This window comes from Aeromonas sp. 82P (assembly GCF_051919365.1).
In the GTDB taxonomy this organism is placed as follows: domain Bacteria; phylum Pseudomonadota; class Gammaproteobacteria; order Enterobacterales; family Aeromonadaceae; genus Aeromonas; species Aeromonas veronii.
This window is the reverse complement of sequence record NZ_JBQBEV010000001.1, coordinates 1,939,799-1,964,857: the sequence shown is the minus strand read 5'-3', so window position 1 is coordinate 1,964,857 and position 25,059 is coordinate 1,939,799. Positions and strand designations below refer to the sequence as shown.

At 57.2% G+C, this 25,059-nt stretch carries 28 protein-coding genes; 10 read left to right on the top strand and 18 right to left on the bottom strand.

The window, feature by feature from the left end:
• Positions 1–39 precede the first annotated feature (39 nt).
• From flgE to ACTG2S_RS09100, 6 genes are all read right to left on the bottom strand, one after another.
• Positions 40–1,425, bottom strand: coding sequence for a flagellar hook protein FlgE (flgE, locus tag ACTG2S_RS09125; protein WP_005334163.1), 1,386 nt, complete (start codon positions 1,423–1,425; stop codon positions 40–42).
• Positions 1,426–1,435: 10 nt separating this feature from the next.
• Entirely contained in the window at positions 1,436–2,215 is a 780-nt protein-coding gene (locus ACTG2S_RS09120) for a flagellar hook assembly protein FlgD (RefSeq protein WP_206874517.1), read from the bottom strand.
• Positions 2,216–2,231: 16 nt separating this feature from the next.
• Positions 2,232–2,651: a flagellar basal body rod protein FlgC gene (gene flgC, locus ACTG2S_RS09115; RefSeq protein ID WP_005334167.1), complete on the bottom strand. Its 420-nt coding sequence runs from the start codon at positions 2,649–2,651 to the stop codon at positions 2,232–2,234.
• On the bottom strand, positions 2,651–3,049 hold the full coding sequence (gene flgB / locus ACTG2S_RS09110; protein WP_005334169.1) for a flagellar basal body rod protein FlgB: 399 nt from the start codon (positions 3,047–3,049) through the stop codon (positions 2,651–2,653). The genes flgC and flgB overlap by 1 nt, the downstream gene beginning before the upstream one ends.
• 295 nt (positions 3,050–3,344) lie before the next feature.
• Positions 3,345–4,169, bottom strand: a complete 825-nt coding sequence (locus ACTG2S_RS09105) for a CheR family methyltransferase (protein WP_005350656.1) — start codon at positions 4,167–4,169, stop codon at positions 3,345–3,347.
• A 17-nt stretch (positions 4,170–4,186) separates the two neighbouring features.
• Positions 4,187–5,098, bottom strand: a complete 912-nt coding sequence (locus tag ACTG2S_RS09100) for a chemotaxis protein CheV (protein WP_005334174.1) — start codon at positions 5,096–5,098, stop codon at positions 4,187–4,189.
• A 144-nt stretch (positions 5,099–5,242) separates the two neighbouring features.
• Between ACTG2S_RS09100 and flgA the strand changes: the two genes are divergently transcribed.
• The 3 genes from flgA to ACTG2S_RS09085 all read left to right on the top strand — a co-directional run bounded on the left by flgA (position 5,243) and on the right by ACTG2S_RS09085 (position 6,751).
• Positions 5,243–5,926, top strand: coding sequence for a flagellar basal body P-ring formation chaperone FlgA (gene flgA / locus ACTG2S_RS09095; RefSeq protein WP_167572525.1), 684 nt, complete (start codon positions 5,243–5,245; stop codon positions 5,924–5,926).
• 91 nt (positions 5,927–6,017) lie between these two features.
• Positions 6,018–6,338 (top strand): flagellar biosynthesis anti-sigma factor FlgM, encoded by a 321-nt coding sequence (gene flgM / locus ACTG2S_RS09090; RefSeq protein WP_274161371.1) that lies wholly within the window; start codon positions 6,018–6,020, stop codon positions 6,336–6,338.
• A complete protein-coding gene (locus tag ACTG2S_RS09085) occupies positions 6,335–6,751 on the top strand; it encodes a flagella synthesis protein FlgN (RefSeq protein WP_191966281.1) in 417 nt (138 codons plus the stop codon). Before flgM ends, ACTG2S_RS09085 begins: the two co-directional genes overlap by 4 nt.
• A gap of 36 nt (positions 6,752–6,787) precedes the next feature.
• On the opposite strand, the gene yfcE is transcribed toward ACTG2S_RS09085, so the two are convergent.
• Both yfcE and ACTG2S_RS09075 read right to left on the bottom strand, forming a co-directional pair.
• Complete coding sequence (yfcE, locus tag ACTG2S_RS09080; RefSeq protein ID WP_064338295.1) at positions 6,788–7,330, bottom strand: phosphodiesterase; 543 nt, start codon at positions 7,328–7,330, stop codon at positions 6,788–6,790.
• A gap of 10 nt (positions 7,331–7,340) precedes the next feature.
• The gene (locus ACTG2S_RS09075; RefSeq protein WP_274161370.1) at positions 7,341–8,978 is read right to left on the bottom strand and encodes a peptide ABC transporter substrate-binding protein; all 1,638 of its coding nucleotides are present in this window, start codon (positions 8,976–8,978) and stop codon (positions 7,341–7,343) included.
• Between the two features lie 156 nt (positions 8,979–9,134).
• Between ACTG2S_RS09075 and ACTG2S_RS09070 the strand changes: the two genes are divergently transcribed.
• On the top strand, positions 9,135–10,034 hold the full coding sequence (locus ACTG2S_RS09070; protein WP_274161369.1) for a DMT family transporter: 900 nt from the start codon (positions 9,135–9,137) through the stop codon (positions 10,032–10,034).
• 19 nt (positions 10,035–10,053) lie between these two features.
• On the opposite strand, the gene rsuA is transcribed toward ACTG2S_RS09070, so the two are convergent.
• Positions 10,054–10,746 (bottom strand): 16S rRNA pseudouridine(516) synthase RsuA, encoded by a 693-nt coding sequence (gene rsuA, locus ACTG2S_RS09065; protein ID WP_274161368.1) that lies wholly within the window; start codon positions 10,744–10,746, stop codon positions 10,054–10,056.
• Positions 10,747–10,914: 168 nt separating this feature from the next.
• On the opposite strand from rsuA, the gene ACTG2S_RS09060 reads away from it, so the two are divergent.
• Complete coding sequence (locus ACTG2S_RS09060) at positions 10,915–12,114, top strand: HD-GYP domain-containing protein (protein ID WP_274161367.1); 1,200 nt, start codon at positions 10,915–10,917, stop codon at positions 12,112–12,114.
• A gap of 17 nt (positions 12,115–12,131) precedes the next feature.
• Here the strand turns inward: ACTG2S_RS09060 and ACTG2S_RS09055 are convergent, their stop codons facing one another.
• Positions 12,132–12,311, bottom strand: a complete 180-nt coding sequence (locus tag ACTG2S_RS09055; protein WP_005344504.1) for a hypothetical protein — start codon at positions 12,309–12,311, stop codon at positions 12,132–12,134.
• A gap of 132 nt (positions 12,312–12,443) precedes the next feature.
• On the bottom strand, positions 12,444–13,097 hold the full coding sequence (fsa, locus tag ACTG2S_RS09050) for a fructose-6-phosphate aldolase (RefSeq protein ID WP_110302900.1): 654 nt from the start codon (positions 13,095–13,097) through the stop codon (positions 12,444–12,446).
• A 128-nt stretch (positions 13,098–13,225) separates the two neighbouring features.
• On the opposite strand from fsa, the gene ACTG2S_RS09045 reads away from it, so the two are divergent.
• The 4 genes from ACTG2S_RS09045 to ACTG2S_RS09030 all read left to right on the top strand — a co-directional run bounded on the left by ACTG2S_RS09045 (position 13,226) and on the right by ACTG2S_RS09030 (position 19,380).
• Entirely contained in the window at positions 13,226–14,122 is an 897-nt protein-coding gene (locus ACTG2S_RS09045; protein WP_439982358.1) for a glycyl-radical enzyme activating protein, read from the top strand.
• Positions 14,123–14,126: 4 nt separating this feature from the next.
• Positions 14,127–16,559: a formate C-acetyltransferase/glycerol dehydratase family glycyl radical enzyme gene (locus ACTG2S_RS09040; RefSeq protein ID WP_274161366.1), complete on the top strand. Its 2,433-nt coding sequence runs from the start codon at positions 14,127–14,129 to the stop codon at positions 16,557–16,559.
• Positions 16,560–16,654: 95 nt separating this feature from the next.
• Positions 16,655–17,401, top strand: a complete 747-nt coding sequence (locus ACTG2S_RS09035) for a DeoR/GlpR family DNA-binding transcription regulator (protein ID WP_201945479.1) — start codon at positions 16,655–16,657, stop codon at positions 17,399–17,401.
• Positions 17,402–17,529: 128 nt separating this feature from the next.
• Positions 17,530–19,380, top strand: coding sequence for an extracellular solute-binding protein (locus tag ACTG2S_RS09030; protein ID WP_201945667.1), 1,851 nt, complete (start codon positions 17,530–17,532; stop codon positions 19,378–19,380).
• Positions 19,381–19,474: 94 nt separating this feature from the next.
• Here the strand turns inward: ACTG2S_RS09030 and ACTG2S_RS09025 are convergent, their stop codons facing one another.
• Positions 19,475–19,867, bottom strand: a complete 393-nt coding sequence (locus ACTG2S_RS09025; protein ID WP_005334204.1) for a DUF2750 domain-containing protein — start codon at positions 19,865–19,867, stop codon at positions 19,475–19,477.
• A gap of 156 nt (positions 19,868–20,023) precedes the next feature.
• Complete coding sequence (locus ACTG2S_RS09020) at positions 20,024–20,572, bottom strand: hypothetical protein (protein WP_274161365.1); 549 nt, start codon at positions 20,570–20,572, stop codon at positions 20,024–20,026.
• A 245-nt stretch (positions 20,573–20,817) separates the two neighbouring features.
• On the opposite strand from ACTG2S_RS09020, the gene ACTG2S_RS09015 reads away from it, so the two are divergent.
• Entirely contained in the window at positions 20,818–21,066 is a 249-nt protein-coding gene (locus ACTG2S_RS09015) for a TIGR02647 family protein (protein ID WP_005334209.1), read from the top strand.
• Here the strand turns inward: ACTG2S_RS09015 and ACTG2S_RS09010 are convergent.
• From ACTG2S_RS09010 to pdhA, 5 genes are all read right to left on the bottom strand, one after another.
• Complete coding sequence (locus ACTG2S_RS09010) at positions 21,053–21,358, bottom strand: hypothetical protein (RefSeq protein WP_108540234.1); 306 nt, start codon at positions 21,356–21,358, stop codon at positions 21,053–21,055. The two genes, ACTG2S_RS09015 and ACTG2S_RS09010, sit on opposite strands and share 14 nt — an antisense overlap.
• Positions 21,359–21,448: 90 nt before the next feature.
• Positions 21,449–21,658 (bottom strand): cold-shock protein, encoded by a 210-nt coding sequence (locus tag ACTG2S_RS09005; protein ID WP_005302803.1) that lies wholly within the window; start codon positions 21,656–21,658, stop codon positions 21,449–21,451.
• Positions 21,659–21,866: 208 nt separating this feature from the next.
• Positions 21,867–22,967, bottom strand: coding sequence for a dihydrolipoamide acetyltransferase family protein (locus ACTG2S_RS09000; protein ID WP_179903571.1), 1,101 nt, complete (start codon positions 22,965–22,967; stop codon positions 21,867–21,869).
• A complete protein-coding gene (locus ACTG2S_RS08995; protein WP_021231077.1) occupies positions 22,964–23,950 on the bottom strand; it encodes an alpha-ketoacid dehydrogenase subunit beta in 987 nt (328 codons plus the stop codon). Before ACTG2S_RS08995 ends, ACTG2S_RS09000 begins: the two co-directional genes overlap by 4 nt.
• Positions 23,943–25,031 (bottom strand): pyruvate dehydrogenase (acetyl-transferring) E1 component subunit alpha, encoded by a 1,089-nt coding sequence (gene pdhA / locus ACTG2S_RS08990; RefSeq protein ID WP_201945481.1) that lies wholly within the window; start codon positions 25,029–25,031, stop codon positions 23,943–23,945. The genes ACTG2S_RS08995 and pdhA overlap by 8 nt, the downstream gene beginning before the upstream one ends.
• Between the last annotated feature and the right edge of the window lie 28 nt (positions 25,032–25,059).

Below are 25,059 nucleotides of genomic sequence, written 5' to 3'. Positions count from 1 at the left end.
AGGGGGCCAAGCCCCCTCTCATTATCATTTATTGCGAGATTAACGGATCTGCAGGATGGTTTGCTGCAGCGAACTGTTGACCTCCAGAGAACGGGAGTTGGCCTGGAAGTTACGCTGGGCAGTGATCAGGTCCACCAGCTCCGAGGTCAAATCCACGTTGGACTGCTCCAGCGCCGATGATTTGATGGTCCCGAAAGTGCCCGAGTTTGCCATACCCGGTAACGCGTCTCCGGAAAGCAACGATTGTCTCCAGGAAGTATCTCCGACCTGAGTTAGTCCTTGCGCATTAGCAAACTTGGCCATTGCCACCATGGCAACTTTGACAGTAGTCGCATTGCTATAAGTTGCAGACACAATACCGTCAGGGGTAATTTCAACTTTGGTCAAACGACCGACTGTCGAGCCGTCTTGCGTCAACTTATAGGCCTCGAAAGGAGAAGCGTAAGAGGTAAGATTACCTAAAGAAATTTCAATGACTTGGGTAGGGTCTGCACCATTATTGATTATCCCTGCGCCAGCTCCTAATGCTTCGGTCTTGATAACCGCCGGTGCAGTCGGTGAAATCATTTTTCCATCAGCATCAAATGTGATTCTCGCACCAGCAGGAGCCTGATCCAAACCAGGTGCCATCGTCGGAGTAACCGCACCAACACCATCGATATCAATAGGCTTATCTCCCTGGTAAAGATACATGCGCCATGCTGTAGGATTTGCTGGGTTAGCAAGATTGGCAGGATCTGCTTCTTTAACAAAATATTGGGTAATGGTATGTGGCTCACCAAGCGAATCGTAAACCGTAATTGACGTGGACGCAGAATAGGTATTTGAGTCTTTTCGATTAAATGTAGATGCATCAGGCGGGTTAGGAACAGGAACCGTTGGTGCCGTAGCACCGGCCGGAAGCGGCTTTGTATTAGCTGGCAAGTTGTAACTTGCCTCGATCTTGGTCGTTTTCACAGGCTCACCCGCCTTATCAGGGATCTGGATCGGCTTGGTAGAGTTAATACTGACCGCCTTCGGGGTGCCATCGGCGTTAATTTCATAACCTTGCAGGTAATGACCCTGATTATTAACCATATAGCTGTTTTCATTGAGCTTGAAGGCGCCAGCACGGGTATAGGTACGATCCAGATTGGTCAAGCCATCAGAGGTCACAAAGAAACCATTCCCCTGAATCGCCAGGTCCAGTGCGTTATTGGTAAATTGCAGCGCCCCCTGATGGAACTGTTGGGCAACCGCCCCGGTCGCTACACCGTTACCGACCTGGGTCTTGGCATTGACAAAGATGGAGTTGGCGTAGACATCCGCAAACTCGGCACGGGACTCTTTAAAGCCCATGGTATTAACGTTGGCAATGTTGTTGGCGGTGACGTTCAAGTCTTTTTGTGCCGCGTTGACACCGCTCAAGGCATTGTTAAATGACATATCCAGCTCCTTAGATCGATGCTGTCGACGTGGTTTTTGACGGTGTAACCGTCGGATTTGAATTGGTGCCTGAAATTTGCAGAATATTGTTCAGATATTCGCTCCCCAGCCCTCTCAAATTGAGGCGAGTCGGGTTGGTGGCATTGCCCAAGGCAACACTGTCCACTTTGGCATAAGCAAATGTGGCAATACTTTCCGACTTGCCATCGAGAGTGCCGCTGGCTTTGATGACATACTTGCCTGCGGCGACTCGGTTACCGGCCTTGTCTTTACCATCCCAAGCAATTTCCACATTACCTTTTTGGTCGCCTTCGAGGGGAAACTCCTTGATAACCTGTCCCTTTTCATCCTCAACGGTAATTTTGACGCCCGAATATTTATTCGTTGTGCCTACAGCAACGACCGCAGATAACGAACCATCCTTGTCTAAAAATCCTGTATTGCCCTGTAGCAATACATTTTGACCCACCAGAGAAGACGCTTGGAGAGCCTGGCTGGATATCATCTGGTCATTAAGCTTGCCCATCTGGGTAGACAGACTACTGATCCCCTCCGACGTAGACATTGAGGCCATCTGGGAAAGCATCTGGGCATTGTCGACCGGCTTGAAGGGATCCTGATATGACAACTGCATGGTCAACAGCTTCATAAATGAAGCCTGATCCAGCTCTTTCTTTGGCGCTGTTGCTTTTGAATTACTCCCGATGGGCGCTGAAGCATTATTGGTACTAGAGGTTGAGCCGCCTGCATTACGAGAGGGATTCCAATAAAGATTATTTATGTCAGACATAATAAAGGCCCTCTATTTACCCTTTGCCAAGCTGGAGCGTCTGCTGCAGCATCTTCTTGGCCGAATCAGCAACCTGTACGTTGGTCTGGTAGCTGCGCGAGGCGTTGATCATGTCGGCCATCTCTTCAACCATGTTGACGTTTGGCTTGAAGATAAAACCGTCTTTGTCCGCCATCGGGTGGTTGGGGTTGTACTCTTTAAGCAGTGGCGCCTTGCTCTCGACAATGCCTTTCACCTCCACCCCGACTGAGCCCTGCTTGTCAGACATCGCCTGATCGAGCTGGGCGGCAAAGACTGGCCGCCTAGCGTGGTAAGTATTTTCCACACTGGAGCTGACACTGTCCGCGTTGGCCATGTTGCTGGCAACCGTGTTGAGGCGCACTGACTGTGCGCTCATAGCCGAGCCTGCTATGTCAAAGACCTTGAACAAACTCATCACTGCTCTCCTTTCAGGGCCTTGAGCAGGCCACTGATCTTGCTATTCATAAATTCAAGGGAGGTTTGATACTCGAGGCTATTACGCAGAAATTCGCTGCGCTCCTGCTGCACATCGACTGTATTGCCGTCACCGGTATCCGGTTGCAGCGGGTTGCGATATTGCACGGTACCCGGGGCGTCCATATTCAAGGCAAAGTGCTTTTCGCTGGTCGTTGCCAAACCAAACCCCTGATGCGACTGGGCCTCCTGCAATGCCTGAGCAAAATTGATATCCCTGGCTTTGAAGCCCGGGGTATCTGCGTTGGCAATATTGCTGGAAAGCACCTCAGCACGCTTGGCGCGAACGCTTATGGTGTGTTGATGCACACCGAATGCCTTGTCAAATGAAAGAGCCATAGCACACCTCCTGCTTGGTATATTTTGTTTGCAAGAGATGTGCCATAAGCAAATCACTCAGTTCGATGGTTTGGGTATGAGCACATTTCAGACCGAAAACGGCAGGAGCATCTCGCGCATTGAGTCAGACGGCATCATTTGGCCACCTTAAGGTTGCAACCACTTTTGCAGTGGCGAGATATGGTAGGTAAATAGAAAGACTGAGCTGTAGATTAAGAAAGAGGGAAGCTCGTAGCTTCCCTCTTTGCATGAACTGGCAATATTCGGCAGACCCCGAATATCAAGGCCATCAGGCCTATTTGACCTTGTAGACAATCCCCGGATTGCAGCGGATCATCTCGAACCGGTCGGTCAACCCGGCCAGTGACTCCGACGCGCCCAACATCAGATATCCACCGGGGTTGAGACTGGCAGCAAACTGGTTGAGGATCTTCGACTTCACTTCCGGCGCAAAATAGATGAGCACGTTACGGCAAAAGATAATGTCAAACTTGCCGAGCAAACTATAACTCTCCAGCAAGTTGAGTGGCCGGAAGGTGGTCAATTTTCTGACTCGCTCGGCAACCCGCATCTTGTTGTCACCGTAAGGCTCAAAAAACATCTTCTTGCGCTCCGGTGACAAACCGCGCGCCAGAGCAAGGCTATCGTAAACGCCTTCCTTACACTGATTGAGCATGGTCGTCGAAATATCCGTCCCGACAATCTGCACGCCACCAGGCAAGGTACCCGGCTTTTTCATCTGCTGCTCCAGTGCCGTCATGGCAATGGAATAGGGCTCCTGACCTGACGAGGATGCGGCAGACCAGATCTTGATGGGGCGGCCACTTTTCCCCAACTCGGGGAAAATCTTGTCGGTAAGAAGCTGAAACGGATAGGTATCACGAAACCAGAGGGTTTCGTTGGTCGTCATAGCATCCACCACGGCCATTTTCAGGTCACGCTCTCGCACACTCATTGCACGGGTAACCAGATCAGACAGACTCTCGATGCCAAACTGAGCCATCAAAGGTGAAAGACGGCTCTTCACCAGATACTGTTTGTTATCCCCCAGCACAATTCCGCTCTGTACCGCCAGAAAGTTGCTGAACTGTTTGTATAAGTCGTCCGAAAGTGTCTTCATGCAGCTGTTCTTCTTTATTAGAGTGCGTTTTGTACGGCCTTGGCCAATTCATCAGGCTGGAACTTGGCGATAAAATTGTTCGCACCAACTTTCTGCACCATTGCCTGGTTGAATACTCCACTGAGCGAGGTATGCAGAATAACATGCAAATCCTTGAGATTGGGATTATTCCGGATCTCGGCAGTGAAGGTATAGCCATCCATTTCCGGCATTTCGATATCCGAAATAACCAGCGCAACCTGATCCTTGATAGGACCATTTTTGGTCATTTCCAGCAGCATGTTCAATGCTTCGCGGCCATCTTTTGCCAACACACACTCGACACCGATAGCCTCAAGCGCACGTTGTACCTGTTTGCGTGCCACTGAGGAGTCATCCGCAACAAGAACAGGACGCCCCAGAGTCGGGTGGTCGACGCTGGCCTGAACCAACTCCTCACTCACATCCGTTGCAACCGGAGAAATTTCGTTCAATATCCGCTCAACATCAAGGATTTCGACCAACTCGCCATCGACTTCAGTCACTGCTGTCATGTAGTTGATGCGACCCGCACCTTTGGGCGGAGGCAGGATGGATTCCCAGTTCATATTGATGATGCGCTCGACCGAATGCACCAGAAAACCCTGAATAGAGCGGTTGTACTCGGAGATGATAATGAAGCATTTGCTCAGATCATCTATCGGGCGTTTGCCAACCGCCATGCTGAGGTCGATGACCGAGATAGTCTGGCCACGAATATGAGCCACCCCGCGAATGCAGGAGTTCAATTTTGGCATCACGGTCAAGGGGGGACACTGCAACACTTCACGCACTTTGAATACGTTGATGCCAAATCTTTGACGTCCATTGAGACGAAACAACAACAACTCCAGCCGGTTTTGCCCCACTAGCTGGGTACGTTGGTTGACCGAGTCCAGGATACTGGCCATAAACACTCCCTAAAAACGCTTGGCATTAATCATGCATGCGTGATGGATTGCGTCAGACTATCGATGTGACAACGAACAGATTCTGAAGCAATCATAGTTAAATATGGTGATATGCGTGAACAACTTATCGACCAACGAGCGAAAATGATTAACCGACTTTTACTCATCAGCCTCTTTTTTGGCAGCATATCTTCCAGCTACGCCTCGGACGTCACTACTTATCTGCAAGAAAAGGCACAAGAGTTCGTTTATAGCCAGCTGGATATTCCGTTGGATGCCAGAGCCGAGGTCACCTCTGCCACACTGGATGAACGGCTCCCACTGACCCGCTGCGAAGATCTGCTCACTATCAGCTTACCAGCAAAAATGGAAATTCGCCGTAATACAACAGTTTACCTTAAATGTGAGGAAGACAAACCTTGGGACATCTATCTCCCGGTGCGTGTCAGTATTCAAAAGCCCTATGTCACTGTGACCAACCCCATCGCCAAGGGGGACCTACTGAGTGAAAGCCAGCTGGTGTTGGCCTATCAAGATCAGACCCTGATCCGCGGCGACTACCTGACTGACACCGCCCCTCTTATCGGAGTACGCAGCAAGCGGGAGCTAAAACCTGGGCAACCCATCCGTTTGAGCCAGGTTTGTGTCGTGTGCAAAGGGGATCAGGTCACCCTGACGGCAGAAAATAGCAACTTCCAGATCAAAACCATGGCCCGAGCCTTGCAAGATGGCAGCTTCGGAGAGATCATCAAACTCGTCAATATTCGCTCCGGCAAAACCGTTGAGGGTAAAGTCAGTGCAGTAGGTGCCGTATCGGTCACTTTTTAAATCCGGATCCTTGACAACTTTTTTCTAAAGTTTTGATCTGCCGCACCGATAAACAGGTAAGCAAACCTTAAAGCAGACGAAGGTAACTAAAATGGCCATCAACAATATCAACAACTTGGCGAATAATCGGTTGCAAAATACCGCTAATAGCCAGGGGACAGGCAGCAAGTCAGTCACCTCATCGCCCGAAAACAAAGCGGCTACTGTCAAGCTGGACTCCGTCTCCTTGACCAGTGAGGCGCAACAATTGCAAAAGGTGCAACAAAACCTCAATACCGCCTCGACCGGCAATGAGAGCAAGGTCGAACGGCTGAAAAAAGCCGTCGCGAGTGGTGAATATCAGGTTAACAGCGACGCTGTGGCCAAGAAGATGTTCAGTTTCGAGGCCAATCTGGACAAAGTTCTGGGATGATGGATTTACCTTCGTTACTGCACACCCAAGATGATTACCTCAGCCAGATGCAAGGCATTCTGGAAGAGGAGTTCAGCTTGCTCGAACAGCATCAGGCACTGGCCCTGCCCGCACTGACCGAGCGCAAACAGCAGTTGCTTGCTGCGATAGAAACCCTGGACAAGACACTGGCAGAGATGCCGGAACTGGCACTGCAGCTGGCAGCCTATCCCGACGAGATAGCACAGCTTCGTGCAAAACTGGATGCCTGCCAGGCACAAAATGATATCAACGGTCGCTTGCTTGAATTGAGCATCGTCTCAAACCGTCGTCTGGCAACCTTTCTGAGTCAGCTGCGCGATCGCAACAGCCTCACATATGACGCCAAGGGTAACACTCGCTCTGGCACCCGCTCCTACGGTATCAAGGCCTGACATCTCTTATCAGGCCTTGCATTTTTGCTGTCCGTTTTAAAGCACCAGTCGCAACAACTCTCGCCCGTCCTCACACGCATTGACGCGCAGTACCCCGTCCTCATAGCTCCCGTAACTGGCAGGCAACTCGCCGCGCGGGAAACAGATTGACCCCGGGTTCATCAATATCCGTTCCCCCTGCCACTCCAGCACCGGCACATGGGTGTGGCCGCTCAGGAACAGACTACCCGCCGGAAGCTGAACCTCGTCCGTGCGATAAAGATGGCCATGGCTGACAAACCAGCGCCGCTCATCGACCAGCAACTGGTTGTAGGGGGCGGTGATGGGAAAGCGCAACAGCATCTGATCCACTTCGGAATCACAATTGCCCCGCACCGCGATGATCTGCGGTGCCAGCTCGTTGAGCCGATCAGCCACGGCGGCCGGGTTATATCCCTCCGGCAGAGGATTGCGCGGGCCATGGTTGAGCAGATCGCCGAGCAGCAGATAGTGGTCCGGCTGCCAGGGCTCAAGTTGGGTCAGCACCCGCTCCAGCGCAATGATGCTGCCGTGGATGTCGGAAATGATGGCAAGTTTCATGAAATGCTCCTCACTGCGGGCTGAAATAGAGATCCTTGGTGGCAATCGTCCCTTTCAAATTCTGGCTGGGCAGCCCTCGCAGCGCGGGATCGACCAGTCTCATCTGATTGTAATGATACACGGGGAGGATCGGCGCCTCCTCAAGCAGCAACTGTTCGGCATGCCGGTAGAGTTCAACACGGCTCGCGCTGTCCAGCGTATTGGCAGCCTGCTCCAGCAACAGATCAAAGTCGGGATTGCAGTAGCCGCTCTCGTTGCGCAGATCCTGACAACGGAAGCTGCCCAACATGGCAGACGGCTCCACGTAATCGCCAAACAGGAAGCTTCTGGCCACCAGGAAATCACCGCTATCCTTGGCCACCTGATAGGCGCCCCACTCCAGACTGTTGAGGGTGACCTGCACCCCCAGCTTCTGCCACATGGCGGCAATGGCCATCGCCATCTGCTTGTGGGTTTCTGCGCTGTTGTAGGTAATGCTCAGCTTGAGTGGATTGGCACTGTTATACCCGGCCGCTGACAACAACGCTGCCGCTTTGGCCTGGCGGGTTGGCATATCTTCAAGCGCCACAGGCAATATCACCCGGGGGTAACCCGGCATCTCCGGCAACAGCGACCATGCAGCCTGTTCATCCTGCCCGCTCACCGATCCAATGAGCTGCTGTCGATCAACCGCCATGGAGAGCGCCTGACGCACCCGCACATCCTGCAGTTCGGGGCGCTTCAGATTGAACGCATAGAGATAGGTGCCAAACAGCGGCAAGCCCCAGAGCCGCTCCGGAGATTCGCGCTTCATCTTCTGGTAATAGCCGAGGGAGACCTTGTTGGTGAGCTGTATTTCACCAGCCTCATAGCGCAGCCGTTCGGCATGTTGCGAAGTGATAGGCAGATAGGTGACCCGTCCGATACGGGTGTGAAGGTCATCCCAGTAGTGGATATTGCGCTCGGCTTCGATCCGCTCGTTCGGCGTCCAGCTTGCCAGCCGGTACGCACCATTGCTCACCAGCTTGCCGGGCTCGGTCCACTGTTTGCCAAATTTAGCTATCGCCTTCTGATTGACTGGCACAAAGGGGCGCTGACTGATGAGCTGCAGGAAATAGGGAGCCGGCCGCTCCAGGGTGATTTTCAAAATCTGATCGCTTTGCGCTTCAATGCCCAGATTGCCGAGCTCCAGCGCGCCGGCATAGATGGATTGAGCATTGTTGATCCCCGTTGCCAGCAGCAATCCGGCAGAAGGGGAGTTGATAGCCGGATCGAGCAGACGGCGCCAGGCATAGACAAAATCAGCGGCCACCAGCGGCTCGCCATTGGACCATTTCAGTTGGGGGCGCAGGAAGAATCGCCACTCTAGCCCATCTTCACTCACCTCCCAGCGCTGTGCCTGAGCGGGGACGATATGCCCCTGACCATCTTCGCTGACCAGCCCTTCAAACAGATCGACCAGTACGGCCTCCCCCGGGAAACCGGAGCGCACCAGGGCCGGATCCAGTGACTCCGGCTCGGCACCGTTGCCCTTGACCAGGATTTGCCGATCGGCAAGCAGAGGCTGCTGCTCAACGGTGGTGGCATGGGCCAGGGGCCCTGCCAGCACGGCAAGCAATAGCGGGGAGAGCCAGCGTTGCGCCAGCTTGGGGAAGAAACCATACCTCATGACAAAACCTCGAATAAAACCACTGCAGGAGGGGAAGGCCGGCGGCGCGCCTGATGAATGCCTGATGCCGCTCTTGTTATCCCCGAAAACGCCCCGTATTGTATCGGGCTTGCCCGGGAGATGGAGTCTTTCGGGTTAATTTTTTCAGGAGTTTTTATGGGTTATGAGTGGCTGGCCCTCGCGTCGGCCAGTTTATGGGCAGTTGCAGCGCTAATTTCGGTCAAACCGGCCCGTCATCTCGGCGCATTTGCCTACAGCCGCTGGCGCATGTTTCTGGTCAGCCTGATGCTCGGCACCATGAGTCTGCTCACCGGTGGCTGGCAAACCCTCACCGCAAGCGCCCTGCCCCTGCTCGCCATCTCGGGGCTGGTCGGTATCTTCGTGGGCGATACCGCGCTGTTTGCCTGCATGAATCGGCTGGGGCCAAGACGCAGTGCCCTGCTCTTCTCCTGCCATGCGCTGTTTTCCGCCCTGCTGGGGCTGTGGCTCTTTAATGAACAGCTGACAGGCTGGCGACTGCTGGGGGCCGTGCTGGTCTTTGCCGGCGTGATGCTGGCGATTCTGTTTGGCAGACGCAGTAGCAGCAACGAGTGGGAGCAGATCCGTGGCAATCTGGCGCTGGGAATTGGCCTTGGCCTGACGGCGGCACTGTGTCAAAGCGTGGGAGCCATCATCGCCAAGCCGGTGATGATGAGTGGTGAGGTGGATGCGGTGAGTGCATCGGGTATCCGGATGGTCAGTGCCCTGCTGGCCCACTGCGTCCTGCGGCTGGGGCGCTTGCCGCTGGCCATGCCGCTCAAACCGGTCAATCGCCATATCCTCGCCATGATTGCCTCCAACGGTTTTCTGGCGATGGGGCTGGGGATGACGCTGATCCTGATGGCGCTGCGGCAGGGCGAGGTGGGCATGGTGGCCATTCTCTCCTCCACCACGCCGGTACTGCTGCTGCCGCTGTTGTGGTGGCACTCGGGGGAGCGGCCATCCATTGCCGCCTGGGCGGGTGCACTGATTGCCACCCTGGGCACGGCGCTGGTGCTGGGTTTCAGCACTCACTGACACCCGGCGCCATCCCTGATCAGAACAGGGCTATCTCCTCAGCGGTCAGCTCGCGGTATTCACCAGGGGCCAGCTCTTCGTCAAGCGTCAAGCCCCCCACCCGCTCGCGATGCAAGCCAACGACCTTGTTGCCGATGGAGGCAAACATCCGCTTGACCTGATGGTACTTGCCTTCGTGGATGGTCAGGCGAGCCTCGCACTCACCGAAAATTTCCAGCTGGGCAGGACGGGTTTTATCGGTCTCGTTACGCAGGTAGACCCCTTCGGCGAACAGCTCGATTGCATCCGGGCTCACCGGATCGGCCAGCCAGACGTGATAGGTCTTGGCACACTCGTGGCGCGGTGAGGTGATGCGGTGGGACCATTGACCGTCGTCGGTCACCAGCACCAGCCCCGTGGTGTCGAGGTCGAGGCGCCCCACTACATGCAGCTTGCCCATCGCCGGTTCATCCATCAGGAAGAAGACGGTCGGGTGATCCGGATCCTCGTTGGAACAGACATAACCTTCCGGCTTGTGCAGCATGAAATAGCGGTTGCGCTGCTCCAGCGTCAGCAACACGCCGTCAAACTCGATCTGGCTCTGCTCATTGATATGAAAGGCGGGCTGCTTGACCACAATGCCATCCACCATGACCTCACCCTGACGGATCAGTTTGCCTGCCAGCGAGCGGGTCAAATCGGAACAATCGCACAGAAATTTATCAAGCCGCATTCACAACCTCGGAGTCCAACAAGTAAAGGGGCGTCATTATATCGGGCGGGGGCGACAACGCCACTGTTAAGGGGTTGCCAATTATGACGAACTGGTCATCCGATGTTACACTTCTCCGGTGTGACCCATCCGAACGATACTCATAATAATAAGAGTCAGGAAGCCCTCATGAAGTCTCAAGCATCCTATCCCGTCATTCCCATCAACCAGCTGAAACCCGGCATGTATGTCATTGCTATCGCCAGCCAGACAGGTGGGATGGAGATCGCCCAGATGGGCTTGGTGACCAGCGTGGCGCAAATTGCCAATCTGGTGCGTCAAGGGGTGCTCACGGTACGCATCGATCTGGCCCGCAGCAAGCTGGGCAGTGCCGAGAGTGACGCCGTTACCTCCCCCGATCTCAATGCCAACAGCGCCCAGGTAGGGCGCCGTGCCAGTGCCAACGGTGAAGGGCGGGAGCTTAAAATCCGCCGCCTCTATCAGGAAGCGCGCGAGCTGCAAGGCAAGTTCATTCGTCACCTCAAAGCGGGTGAACCCATCGACATCACCCCGCTGGCCGAAGTCGCCGAAGAGATGGTGGACACCATGTTCACCCACGGCGATGCCATGCTCTGTCTGGCCCGTATTCGCGCCAAGGATGCCTATCTGATGGAACACTCCATGAACGTGGCCATTCTGCTGGCTAACTTCGGCCGCTATCTGGGGCTTGAGCGCAGCGTGCTCAAGGAGCTGACCCTGGGTGGCCTGCTGCACGACGTGGGCAAGATCATGACCCCGGACGAGGTGCTCCACAAACCGGGCAAGCTGACCGATGAGGAGTTCGCCATCATGCGTCAGCATGTGGTGCACAGTTACGAGATCCTCAGCAATACCCCGGGCATCACCCCCACCATGCTGGAGGTGGCCGCCAACCACCACGAGCGGCTCGATGGCTCCGGCTACCCGCAGCGACTCAAGGGGGAGCAGCTCTCCCTCTATACCCGGATGAGCGGCATCGTCGATGTCTATGATGCCATCACAGCGGATCGGGTCTACAAAGCAGGTATGCAGCCGACCCAGGCCTTCCGCATTCTGCTCAAGGGGATCAATCAGCACTTTGATGCCGAACTGGTTACCAAGTTCATCAAGTGCATGGGGGTCTATCCGGTGGGCACTCTGGTACAGCTCTCAAACCAGCGCCTGGCTATCGTGATGCAGCGCAACGAGCAGCAGCCGCTCAAGCCGGTGGTCAAGGTGATCTATCACGCCACCCAGCGTCACTACCTCGACGTACAGTGGCTGGATCTGGCCAAGTCAGGGGTGCAGGAGAGCATCGAAAACACGGTCGACCCCAAAGAGTTTGGCATCAACCTCGCCAACTTCTTCTAATCCCTCACCACGGATCTTCATGATTGGCGCTGGCTGTCGAGCCAGTGCCGGATCAGAAACTCCTCATCCAGCGGCGAGAGATCAAAACGCAGGCTGGCCTCTTCAATGGCGGCGATATCGTGCTGATGATGCTCGCTGAGCCAAAGCACCGCACGACGCAAATCTTCACCATGGGGGAGTAGCAGATGGTCACTCATGGGATACCTCCGGTAGACTGCAGGGCGGCCAGCGAACGTGGCCACCTGTTTAAAGTCTAGTCGGCCAATCTCCATCACCCGCGCTTCTTCACCCCCCCCCCCTCAATCACGGCAATCAGCTTGCGACCGGGATCAGCGACCGAAAGCGCGCTGCCAATCCTGATCGAACTTCACCAGCGCCGCATCCACCGCCGGCACGTTCAGCAGCTGCTCCGCCACATCGAGCGGCAAGGTGATCGATTGGCAACCGGCCAGCAGGCAGTCGAGCGCTTGGCGCGGGGTACGGAATGACGCCGCCAGCACCTTGCTGTTCGGTGCGTGCAGCACAAGCAGCTGTTGCAACTCCTGCACGGTGGCAATGCCATCGCCCCCCTGGGCATCCAGCCGGTTAACGTAGGGCGCGACATATTCCGCCCCCGCCACCGCCGCCAACCAGCCCTGCAGCGGGGTATAGACAGCGGTGCCCAGAGTCGGCACACCGTTGGCGGTCAGGCTCTTGATGGCCGCCAACCCCTCTGCGCATACCGGGATTTTGATCACCAGATCCGGATCCAGCTCACGCAGGGCAAATGCCTCGCGCACCATCTCGGTTTCGGTTTTGGCCATCACCTGGGCAAACAGGCGCGCCTTGGGCCCCAGCACGTCGCGCAGGGCGGGCAGCAGCTCACAGAGCGGCAATCCCCCGGCGGCGGTAATGGAAGGATTGGTGGTGACACCGGCCAACGGCAGGATCCGTGACCAGCGACGCACTGCCGCCACATCGGCGGTATCGAGATACAGCTCCATCTCTAACTCCTTAACGGGATGTTCAATATGTCGCCATTCTAGCGATAAAACATCTGCAAATAGCTTTATCGAAATCAAATCAACTTTCGAATGAAAGCAAATAGAATGCAAATACAAAAGGAGGCGGTATGATTTTCGACCTGCAACGATATTCAACTCACGACGGCCCCGGCATTCGCACCCTGGTGTTTCTCAAGGGGTGCTCGCTGGCCTGTCTGTGGTGTCAAAACCCGGAAAGCCGCTCTCCCAAGCCGGACATACTACTCGACCGGCGCCAGTGCATCGAGGGATGCCAGCTATGCAGCCAGTCTTGTCCGGCAATCTTGCGTGACAGCGAAGGCATCCAGCTCAGCCGTTCTGCCCTCAAGGCCGGCGATATGGAACGGCTGCGCGGCCTCTGCCCAAGCGAAGCGCTGCAGGTGTGCGGCCGCGATGAAACCCTGGACACCCTGATGGACACCATCTTGCGGGATCGCCCCTTCTTCGAGCGCAGCGGCGGTGGCGTCACCCTCTCCGGTGGCGAGCCGTTTATGCAGCCCGACTTTGCAGCGTCCCTGCTCGCCCGCTGCAAGGCCGAAGGGCTGCACACCGCGGTCGAGAGCTGCCTCCATGTGCCATGGCACCAGATTGAGCCAAGCCTCCCCTCACTGGATCTGGTGCTGGCAGATCTCAAACACGTCGATAAAGAACGCTTCTTCCACTGGACCCGCGGCAAGGTGGAGCTACCCATCGCGAACCTCAAACGCCTCGCCGAGCACGGCGTGCCGATGCAGATCCGGGTGCCGCTCATTCCCGGCTTCAATGCCGACCGCGCATCGATCAGCGCCATCACCGACACCGCCGCCAGCCTCGGCACGGTGCAGGAGATCCACTTCCTCCCCTACCACACGCTGGGGATGGGCAAATATGCCCTGCTGGATCTGCCCTATCAGGCGCCGGACGCGCCGCTCGACGACCCCGATTTACTCCGCTTTGCCCACGCATACGCCCAACGTCAGGGGCTGACCCCTGTGACCAGAGGATAAGATCATGACCCAGCTCGACCTCAATACCCTCAGCCCACGGATCCGCGCCCACAAAGAGAGCCTGATCCACATAGTGCAGCCACCGGTCTGCACCGAGCGTGCCCGCCACTACACCGAGGCCTATCAGGCTCATCTCGCCCGGCCGCTGCCGGTGCGCCGCGCGCTGGCGCTGGCCCATCACCTCAAGGAGCGCACCATCTGGATCAAGCACGACGAGCTGATCGTCGGCAATCAGGCCAGTCAGGTGCGGGCAGCGCCACTGTATCCTGAGTACACGGTGAGCTGGATTGAGAAGGAGATCGACGAGCTGGCAGACCGCCCCGGCGCCGGTTTTGCAGTCAGCGAAACCGACAAGGCAATCATCCACGCCCTAACCCCCTTCTGGCGCGGCCAGACGGTGCAGGATCGCTGCTTCGGCCTCTTTACCGACGAGCAGAAAGCGCTGCTGGAGAGCGGCATCATCAAGGCCGAGGGCAACATGACCTCGGGGGATGCTCACCTCGCGGTCAACTATGAGGAGCTGCTCACGCTGGGGCTCGATGGCTTCAAGGCCAAGGTGGCCGAGCGCCGCAGTCGGCTAGATTTGGCGGATTGGGCCGATCTGCAGCGCGAGCAGTTCCTGCACGCCGTCGCCATCACTCTGGATGCGGTCAGCGCTCACATCGCGCGCTACGCCGCACTTGCCCATGATATGGCAGCACAAGAATCTCGCCCCGAGCGCCGAAACGAGCTTGAGACCATCGCGCTCAACTGCGCCCACATCGCCCACCAGTCCCCCGAGACCTTCTGGCAGGCGCTGCAGCTCTGCTACTTTATCCAGCTCATTCTGCAGATCGAATCCAACGGCCATTCGGTGTCGTTCGGCCGGATGGATCAATATCTCTACCCCTGGTATCGCCGCGAGGTGGAATTGTCGGAATCCCTGTCTCGGACGCGAGCCATCGAGCTGCTGCAAGGGTGCTGGCTCAAGTTGCTGGAGGTGAACAAGATCCGCTCCGGCACCCACTCCAAGGCCTCCGCCGGCAGCCCGCTCTATCAAAACGTCACCATCGGCGGCCAGAACTGGCGGGATGGCACTGCCCATGACGGGGTCAACGGCCTCTCCTACGCGATTCTGGAGTCCTGCGGCCAGCTGAGATCTACCCAGCCCAACCTCTCGGTGCGCTACCACGCCGGGATGAGTGAGGATTTCCTCGACGCCTGCATTCAGGTGATCCGCTGCGGCTTTGGCATGCCCGCCTTCAACAACGACGAAGTGGTGATCCCCGAGTTCATCAAGCTCGGGGTGAGCGTGGAGGATGCCCACCACTACGCCGCCATCGGCTGCATCGAGACCGCCGTACCCGGCAAATGGGGCTACCGCTGCACCGGCATGAGCTTTATCAACTTCGCCCGCATCCTGCTGGCGGCGCTCGATGGCGGCCGCGATGCCACCACAGGCAAGGTATTCCTGCCCCAGCCCCAGTCGCTGCGAGACGGGAGTTTTGGCAACTTTGACGAGGTGATGGCCCGCTGGGATGAGCAGGTGCGCTACTTCACCCGCAAATCCATCGAGATCGACTGCGTGGTCGACAGCGTGCTGGAAGCCCAAGCCCATGACATCCTCTGCAGCACCCTGGTAGATGACTGCATCGAGCGCGGCAAGACCATCAAGGAGGGGGGCGCCGTCTATGACTGGGTCTCCGGTCTGCAGGTGGGGATCGCCAACCTCGGTAACAGCCTGGCTGCCCTGAAGAAACTGGTGTTCGAGCAGGGGATTGTGGATCAGCAAGAGCTGGCCGAAGCACTCGAGCAAGATTTTGCCGGACTGGCGGGGGAGCAGCTGCGCCAGCGCCTCACCAACGCCGCCCCCAAATATGGCAACGATCTGGACGAGGTTGACCTGCTACTGGTGCAGGCCTACCAGAGCTACATCGACGAGCTCAAGGGACTGCACAACACCCGCTTCGGCCGCGGCCCCATCGGCGGTACCTACTATGCGGGCACCTCCTCCATCTCCGCCAACGTGCCCTTCGGTGCCGCCACCATGGCTACCCCGGATGGTCGCCATGCCCGTACGCCGCTGGCGGAAGGGGCCAGCCCGTCGTCGGGTTCGGATCGTCTCGGCCCGACGGCGGTGTTCAACTCCATCGGCAAGCTGCCCACGGCGGCCATCCTCGGCGGGGTGCTGCTCAACCAGAAGCTGAGTCCGGCGAGCCTTGAGAACGAGCGGGACAAGGCCAAGCTGATGAGCCTGCTGCGCACCTTCTTCGAAGTGCACAAGGGGTGGCATGTGCAGTACAACATCGTCTCGCGGGAGACCCTGCTGGCAGCCAAAGCCAATCCGGATCAATACCGGGATCTGGTGGTGCGAGTGGCGGGCTATTCGGCCTTCTTCACCGCCTTATCCCCGGATGCGCAAGATGATATCATCGCCCGCACCGAGCACAGTCTCTGACGGGGCGCACCCCATGGCGCCTGTGACGTCATATGATTGGCAAGCCACCCCACGGGTGGCTTGCCGCTATCCACCACCTTCTATGTGAGCGCACCATGAATCCACGCCACCAACTGATCCTCACTCTGGTCCATCAGGCTCGCAAGATGAGCGTGAGTGAACTCTCCCGACATACCGGCGTGTCTGAGGTAACGGTGCGCAACGACCTCACCGCGCTGGAGAAACAGGGACTGCTCAGACGGGTACACGGCTCGGCCATGGCGCTGGAGACCGATGACCCGGATGCCCGGATGAACATCAATTACCTGCTCAAGGAGCGCCTCGCCGAGCGGGCCGCCCAGCTGGTGGAAGATGGCGAGACGGTCTTTATCGAGGGGGGCAGCGCCAACGCCATGCTGGCGCGCCATCTGGCCCTGCACAAACGGGTCACCATCATCACCATCAGCAGCTATATCGCCCATCTGCTCAAAGACACCCCGGCTCAGGTGGTGCTGCTCGGCGGGCTGTTCCAGCATCAGAGCGAGAGCGTGGTGGGGCCGCTCACGCGCCTCTGCATCGAGCAGGTGCACTTCTCCAAGGCCTTTATCGGGGTCGACGGTTTTCATCCCGAGATGGGTTTCACTGGCCGCGACATGATGCGGGCCGATGTGGTCAACAGTGTGCTGGCCAAGGGGATGACCAATGTGGTCATCACCGACAGCAGCAAATTTGGCGCCATCCACCCGAGCCAGCTCGGCGCGCCGGGTCAGATCAACGTGCTGGTTACCGACGATGCCCTGCCCGCCCCTATGCGGACAGCCATTGCGGCCAAGGGGATCATCCTGCACTGCGTTGCGGCCTAGGCCACCCGCTAATTCACGCTATTTCATTGACCTGACAGGATAAAATTTTCATGATGAGCCAGTCCCCATCGGGACTGACATCACCAGTGCGTGATCTGCAGGAAGCAGATTTTCAGGAGAGCAAGGACATGCCATCGACCATCACCGCCGGGGAGCGCCGACTCTCCCCTATCATTCGCGCCACCGCCATCACCCTGACCCTGTGCTGGAGCCCGTTTGGCTGGAGTGCCACGCTGCCTGCCGACTTGAAGTGGGAGAGCAACAACCAGGATCCTCTCTATGCCGATCCGGCCGCCAAACGCGGCGGCACCTTTCGCACCTTTATGACCAGCTTCCCCCTGACCCTGCGCAAATATGGCCCCGACTCCAACGGCGGCTTTGCCGGTTACGTGCGGGAAACCAACCTGCCACTGCTGAGCACTCATCCCGTCACCGGCAACCCCATGCCGATGCTGGCAAACGAGTGGGCCTTCGGCGCCGACAACAAGACCCTCTATTTTCGCATCAATCCCAAAGCGCGCTGGTCAGACGGCCAACCGGTGACCGCCGATGACTGGCTCTTTACCCTCAAGATGATGCGCAGCAAAGAGATCAACGACCCCTGGTACAACAACTACTACAGCACCCAGATAGCCGATATCACCAAGTTTGATGATCACACCCTGGCCATCACCAGCGGCACCGAAAAGAGCCGCCAGGATCTGCTCGAGTCACTGCCCATCAGCCCGGAGCCGAGCCACGCCATCAAGCTCACCGCCAACTGGGTCAAGGAGTACAACTGGAAGGTTTTGCCAGTCACCGGCCCCTATCAGATCGATCAGGTGAAAAAGGGCAAATCGGTCACCTTCAAACGGATTGAAAACTGGTGGGGGGATGACGAGCGCTACTTCCAGCATCGCTTCAATCCTGCGCGGATCGAGATCAAGGTGCTCAGGGATCTGAACATCGCCTGGCAGCACTTCCTGCGCGGCGATCTCGACACCTTCCCGCTGGTGATGCCCAACTGGTGGCACGACAAGACCAAAACCGCGGAGTTCGAGAAGGGTTATATCACGCGTACCTGGTTCTACAACCAGACTCCGCAATCGCCGATGGGGCTCTATCTCAACACCGCCGATCCGCAGCTGAATAATCTCGATGTGCGGCTCGGGGTCCAGCATGCCCTCAACCTCGACAAGATGCTCACCACCCTGCTGCGGGGGGATTACCAGCGACTCAACAGTTATGGCTCCGGTCAGGGTGAATTTACCAACAGCGAGATCAAGGCCCGTCCGTTCGATCCCAAACTGGCACGGGAATACTTTGCCAAGGCAGGCTTTGACAAGGTTGGGCCACAGGGGATTTTGCAAAACGACAAGGGGCAGTCACTGACCCTCGCCATCACCTATACCACAGCAGAGCACGCCCAGCGGCTCACGCTGTTGCGGGAAGAGGCCAAGAAGGCGGGGCTTAATCTGGAGCTCAACCTGATGGATGCCTCGGCCGGTTTCAAATCGATGCTGGAGAAAAAGCACCAGAGCGCCTGGATGGCCTGGGCGAGTAGCCGCTATCCCGCCTATTGGGAGTTCTTCCACAAGGTCAACGCCAACAAGCCCCAGACCAACAACATCATGAACATCGATGACGATGCCATCACAGCGCTGGTGGAGCAGTATGACAAGGAGTTCGACTTTGCCAAAAAGGCGGCCCTGTCACGGCAGATCCAGCAGCGGCTCTATGAGCTGGCGAGCTTCGTCCCTGCCTATCAGGTGCCCTATACCCGGGAAGGGGCATGGCGATGGATCAAACTGCCAAAAGTACCTGCAACGCCCAAGAGCGAGCAGCTCTACTGGCCACTCGGTGGCGACAACAGCGGTTACAGCTATGGCGGTCTGCTGTGGATTGATGAAGAGCTAAAATCCGAGACCAGGGCAGCCATCAAGAGCGGCAAGACTTTCCCGGCCGAGCCTATCATCGACACCACTTATCGCCAGCCCTGATTGCATCAGCCCATCGGCAAAAGTCCTTAAAACAAAAGACCCCGCCAGATAGCGGGGTCTTTGTTGGCAACCGGTGTTGCGAATAGCTCGGTGATCAGCCGCGTTTGGCCTGCTTCTCGGCAATGGCGTCAGCCACATCGGCCGGCTCCAGTACGATGCCTTCCTGATCCGGGGTCGGGAACACGGCAACACACAGCTCGTCCTGCTCCATACCGTCAACCCAGCGCTCCAGCCACACCTTCAGGGTGATGGACTGTGGCTTGCAATCGGCCCATTCGCCTTCGGCCCACGCCTTGGCGTACTCCGGGTGCGGCCATACCGGGATGCAATCTTCATCGTCGGTGGTCAGCATCATGACGCCATGCTCGTCAGTCAGGACGAACAGCTCTTCATGCTCGACCAGCTTGCTGATGAAGTGATCGTAACGGTAATCAGCGTTCAGTTGCAGCGCGGCATTGCGCTCGGTGTCGCTCAGTTCATAGCTCATTGGCCAAGTCTCTCTCTCGATAAAGGGCGCCATGTTCACATCTTGTCGTCAGCTTGTCCAGCTTGCAGCCTCCTGACTCCCGTCGGGGAAACAGCAACGCCCATAAGGATAGAGCAGGGCGGCGAATAAAACGTCTCAACAACCTTCCAGATCTGATTAAAAGGTCGGGGTGATCAGCTCTACATCAGGTTGCTCGCTCAACTTCTGTCGCAGCCAGTAGGCAGACTCTACTTCGACGAAACAGAGTTGATCCCGACCGTCAGCCGCACTTTTCATCAACTGCTCAAATCGCTGCTGTTGTTGTTGCTCCCAGAGAGCGGCAAGCTTTCCGCCATGGGCTTCATCTACCACCTCGCGGCGCAACTCGAACAGGTTATCGGTGATCGGGCTATTGATCTTGGCGGCGGTGTGCCAGTACATCAGCAGGTTATCCATCATCTCTGTATCGTAGTTGGCCAGTGCATCCAGCTCGGGTGTATCACCGCTGTCGCTGGCGGCAAAATCACACCAGCCCGCATCGAGTGACGCCAGCTCATGAGCCCCCTTGGCATGCTTGCGTAACAGCGCAATGTCGGCCCCCTTGCGTGCAGGCAACCATACCTCGCCCTGATGGGCATCCAGCAGGGACGTCAAGGAAGCAGCGGGGTAGACAGGAAAGCGGGCACAAAGTGAATGCAGCAGGGATACCAGAGTGATCTTGACCATGAGCGATACCTTGAACAGGGCGAACAGCCACCAATAGACCGTCCGATATAAAGAAGTGCCCTATCCTACCACGTTTGGTCCAGCTCGGCCCTTGGCGAAGCTGTCAGCCAACCATCTGATTACGCCGAAAAAAACAGCATTTGAAACGCAGCATCCAGCCAAAGATCAATAATTTGAGCCAGCGCCCACTAAAGTGGATCCGGGGATGCTAGTTTGCATACATCTTTAGCGTAAGGAGTAAATCCATGATTGGGATCGACCAGGTTTCTAACGAATTCGTGAACGATTTGAAAATACTGGCATGCTTTGATCCGGCCAACATGAGCCTGGGGATTAAATTACGCAGCGATATGTCTGAAGAGTTGTGCCAGGCGGCAGCCCGTCTGCATCAACAGGGGCTCATCAGCGCAGAAGATGGCGGCTATCTCACCCCGTTTGGCATGACCATGGTTGAACACCTGCAACATCTGCTGGTCGCACTCAAACCGCTTTGACCGGCTGTGGTGCCCAGAGCGAAAAGTTGAGTAGCTCCCAGCGCTCCCCTTGGTGAAGATGACAGGCAAACAGCAAAGGACCTTCGGGTCCTTTTACTTTGCCATCCACCAGCCACTCCCCCTCCCTTTCAGGCACCAGTCGCGCATTCACCTCATCGGGTTGCTGTGCAGTGCCCATCCGGACCTGGACAAATTGCTGGCAGATCACCTGCGCTTCCATCGCGGATTGAACCGGTACCGGCGCATCGGACGTCGGAGTCAAGGTGGCAGCAAGCAGGAGCGATAGCAGCATGATTCAGCACATGGGAGTCAGTAGCAGAAGCCATATAAACAAAAAGCCGTGGCACCAGAGGTACCACGGCTTTCTTAAATTCTGTAAGAATTACAGAGCGGTTACGTTCTCAGCCTGCGGGCCTTTCTGACCTTGGGTCACAGAGAACTGTACGCGCTGACCTTCAGCCAGGGTACGGAAACCGTTACCTTGAATGGCGCTGAAGTGAACGAAAACGTCCGGGCCGTTTTCTTGCTGGATGAAGCCAAAACCTTTGGTTTCGTTGAAAAACTTAACGGTACCGGTGATCATGTTAGACATATCTTTTAAACCTGTATTCAAAATAATTACTTATGCTTTTCAGCGGGTAAAGCTCAAAAAACGGGATTAACTTATGAACAACAGGACAAGATGTGAAACATCGTATTCATTGACATAACTATCGCCCTTTCAAGCTGGTTTGGATTATACGTGGCTTTGTAGATTACGCAAACAAATTTGTGCCCTGCCAACGGCAGGGCACAAACCGTTATAAGGTGGCTGCTTCCAACGCTTCGACCAGCGCTCTGAGAAAACGAGCCGCCTCCCCGCCAGTACAGGCTCTGTGGTCAAATGTCATCGACAGCGGCAATGCCCTGACGGGACGCGCTTCACCATGGATGAACACCACTTTTTCGAACAGTTTGCCTGCCCCTATGATGGCCACCTGCGGCGGAGTCACGATGGGGCTGGCATAGCGGCCTGCGATGGCGCCGAAGTTGGTGAGCGTAATGGTCGCCCCCTGCAACATCTCGCGCGGCACGGCGCGTGCCTTCACATCGGCGATCATCCGATCCAGCCCCTGCCGGATATCTGCCCCCTCCCGCTCGGCCACGTTCTCCATCACCGGCACATAGAGGCCATGCTTTGAATCCACCGCGATGGCCACATTGACCTCTTTAAACAGACGCCGTGACAGGGTTTCGCCATCGAACCAGGCGTTCATCGAGGGCTCGGCGCGGCACGCAACGCCAATGGCCTTGATAAGGCGCACCGTCACATCCTCATCAGGCCGCCAGTGACGCAAATCCACCTCGTCGGTGATGCTGACCGGCACCACAGTCTGATGAGAGAGCTCCATCGCCTTGGCCATGGCCCTGCGCGACCCTTTGAGGAATTCGTTGCCACTGCTTTGCTGTGACTCGAATGCCTGCTGCACATCCAGTTCGGTCACCATGCCGCCGCTGCCACTTCCCTTGATCCGGTCGATATCCAGACCCAGTTTTTGTGCCAGCAGGCGCACGGCAGGCATGGCTTGCACCAGCGCACCACCCGGGGCAATGGCCCCTACCACGAAGTGATCCTCGATATGTTGCTGATGGGCGCTCACCTTGCCCACCACGGTGCCATCATCTTCGCCACCCTCGAACTCCACCAGCGGCGCACCGATATGGAGGATATCCCCTTCGGCGCCGCAGAGACGGGCAATCACCCCGGCTACCGGAGAGGGTACATCCACCAGCGCCTTGGCCGTTTCCACCGACAAGAGCACCTGATCGACCGCAACGGTATCACCGGCACTCACCTTCCACTCGACGATCTCGGCTTCGGCCAACCCTTCACCCAGATCCGGTAATTTGAAAAATTTCATAGCCACTGGTTCTCCATCAGCTGGTGAGCGGCATCGGCGATATCCTGCTCGGTGATGAGGTAATACGCTTCGTTGCGATAGTAGGGAACAGCTGCATCCACGCCGGTCAGCCGTTTGGGCGGCGCCTTGAGGCTGGGGAGTGCCTGCTCGGTCACCCGCGCCACAATTTCGGCCCCGACCCCGAAGCTGCCACACGCCTCATGCACCACCAGCAACCGGCCGGTCTTGCGCACCGAGGTGAGGATGGTCTCCATATCCAGCGGCTTGATGGTGGCCAGATCCAGCACCTCGCACTGGATATCCTGCTCGGCCAACAGGTTCGCCGCCCGCATCACCTCCTGAATGCAGGCACCCCAAGCCACTACCGTGATATCTCGGCCCGGGCGCAGGGTGAAGCAGACATCCAGCGGCAAGCCGACACCGTCATCCACCACCTCGGATTTCATCGAGCGATAAATGCGGTCCGGTTCGAAAAACATCACGGGATCCGGATCGCGGATGGCCGAGAGCAGCAAACCATAGGCGCGTCTCGGGCTGGAGGGGATCACAACTCGCAGCCCTGGAATATGAGCAAACAGCGCCTCGACACTCTCGCTGTGATGCTCCGGCGAGTGAATGCCCGCGCCATACGGGGAGCGATAGACGAGGGGACAGGAGAGGCGGCCACGGGTGCGGTTTCGCATCCGCGCCGCCTGACAGATGATCTGCTCCATCCCGGGGAAGATGAAACCCTGAAACTGGAACTCAGCCACCGGCTTGAGCCCCTGGGTGGCCATGCCGACCGCCACCCCGGCGATTAATCCCTCGGCCAGCGGCGTGTCGATCACCCGCTTGAAACCGAACTTGTCGCGCAAGCCCACAGTGGCGCGAAACACCCCGCCGTTGACCCCCACGTCCTCGCCCAGTACCACCACATCAGGGTCGTGCTCCATCTCGTAGTGAAGGGCCATGTTGACCGCTTCCAGCAAACTGATCTCACTCATGGCCAACCTCCTGCTTCATCCCCTTGGCAATCACTCGCTCGCGCTGGGGCAGGAGTTCGGCGGGCAGGCTGGCGTAGTGATAATCGAGCATCGCCTCCGGCGGCTGGGGCGCCATCGCCTCATAGCGGGCGACCGCCTGTTCGACCTCTCGGGTAGCCTCCGCCAGCAGGCTCTGCTCCTGTTCTTCATCCCACCAGCCCTGGCTGTGCATAAACTGGCGCAGCCGCTTGACCGGCTCTTTCGCCCAGGCGGCCTCGACCTCGGCCCCATCTCGATAGCGCGTGGCATCGTCGGCCGTGGTGTGATCGCCGAGGCGATAACTGACCGCTTCTATCAGGGTCGGCCCCTTGCCGCTGCGGGCCCGCTCTACGGCACTGCGCGCGGCATCGTAGACCGCCACCACATCGTTGCCATCCACCTGCAGGCTGCGCACCCCGGCACCAATCCCCTTCTGGGCCAGCGTAGGAGCGCTCGATTGCAGCTTGCGCGGCACCGAGATGGCCCACTGGTTGTTGTTGACGATGATGACCATGGGCAGGTGCCAGACACCGGCGCAGTTCAGCCCCTCCAGAAAATCCCCCTTGGAGGTGCCGCCGTCGCCGATAGTGACTACGGCAACCCGCGGTTGATTACGCAGTTTGAAGGCCGAGGCAATACCGCAGGCGTGGGTGATCTGGGTGGCGATGGGGACGCAGATGGGGAGATCTTCAGAGGGAGTCCCATCGGGTTTGAGAAAATAACTCCCCCGCTCGTCACCGCCCCAATATTGCAGGTTCTTCTCCATCGGTACGCCCCGCACATAGAGGGTGGGCATGTCCCGATAGTAGGGAACGTAGACATCCTGCGGCTGCATGGCGAGACCAATGCCAATCCCCACGGCTTCTGCGCCGAGATGGGAGGGAAAAGTACCGAGCTTGCCGGTTCGTTGCAGCGCAATCGCTTTTTTGTCATAGCTGCGCACCATCACCATATTGCGGTAGAAGGTGTGCAGTATCGCCTTGTCCAGCCAGGTCGGTAAGGTGGCGACCGGGCACCCTTCCGCATCGAGGTAACGAAGGAAAGGGATGTAGACATGGGTCATAACTGGCTCCTTGCCGTTGTGAGCGTCA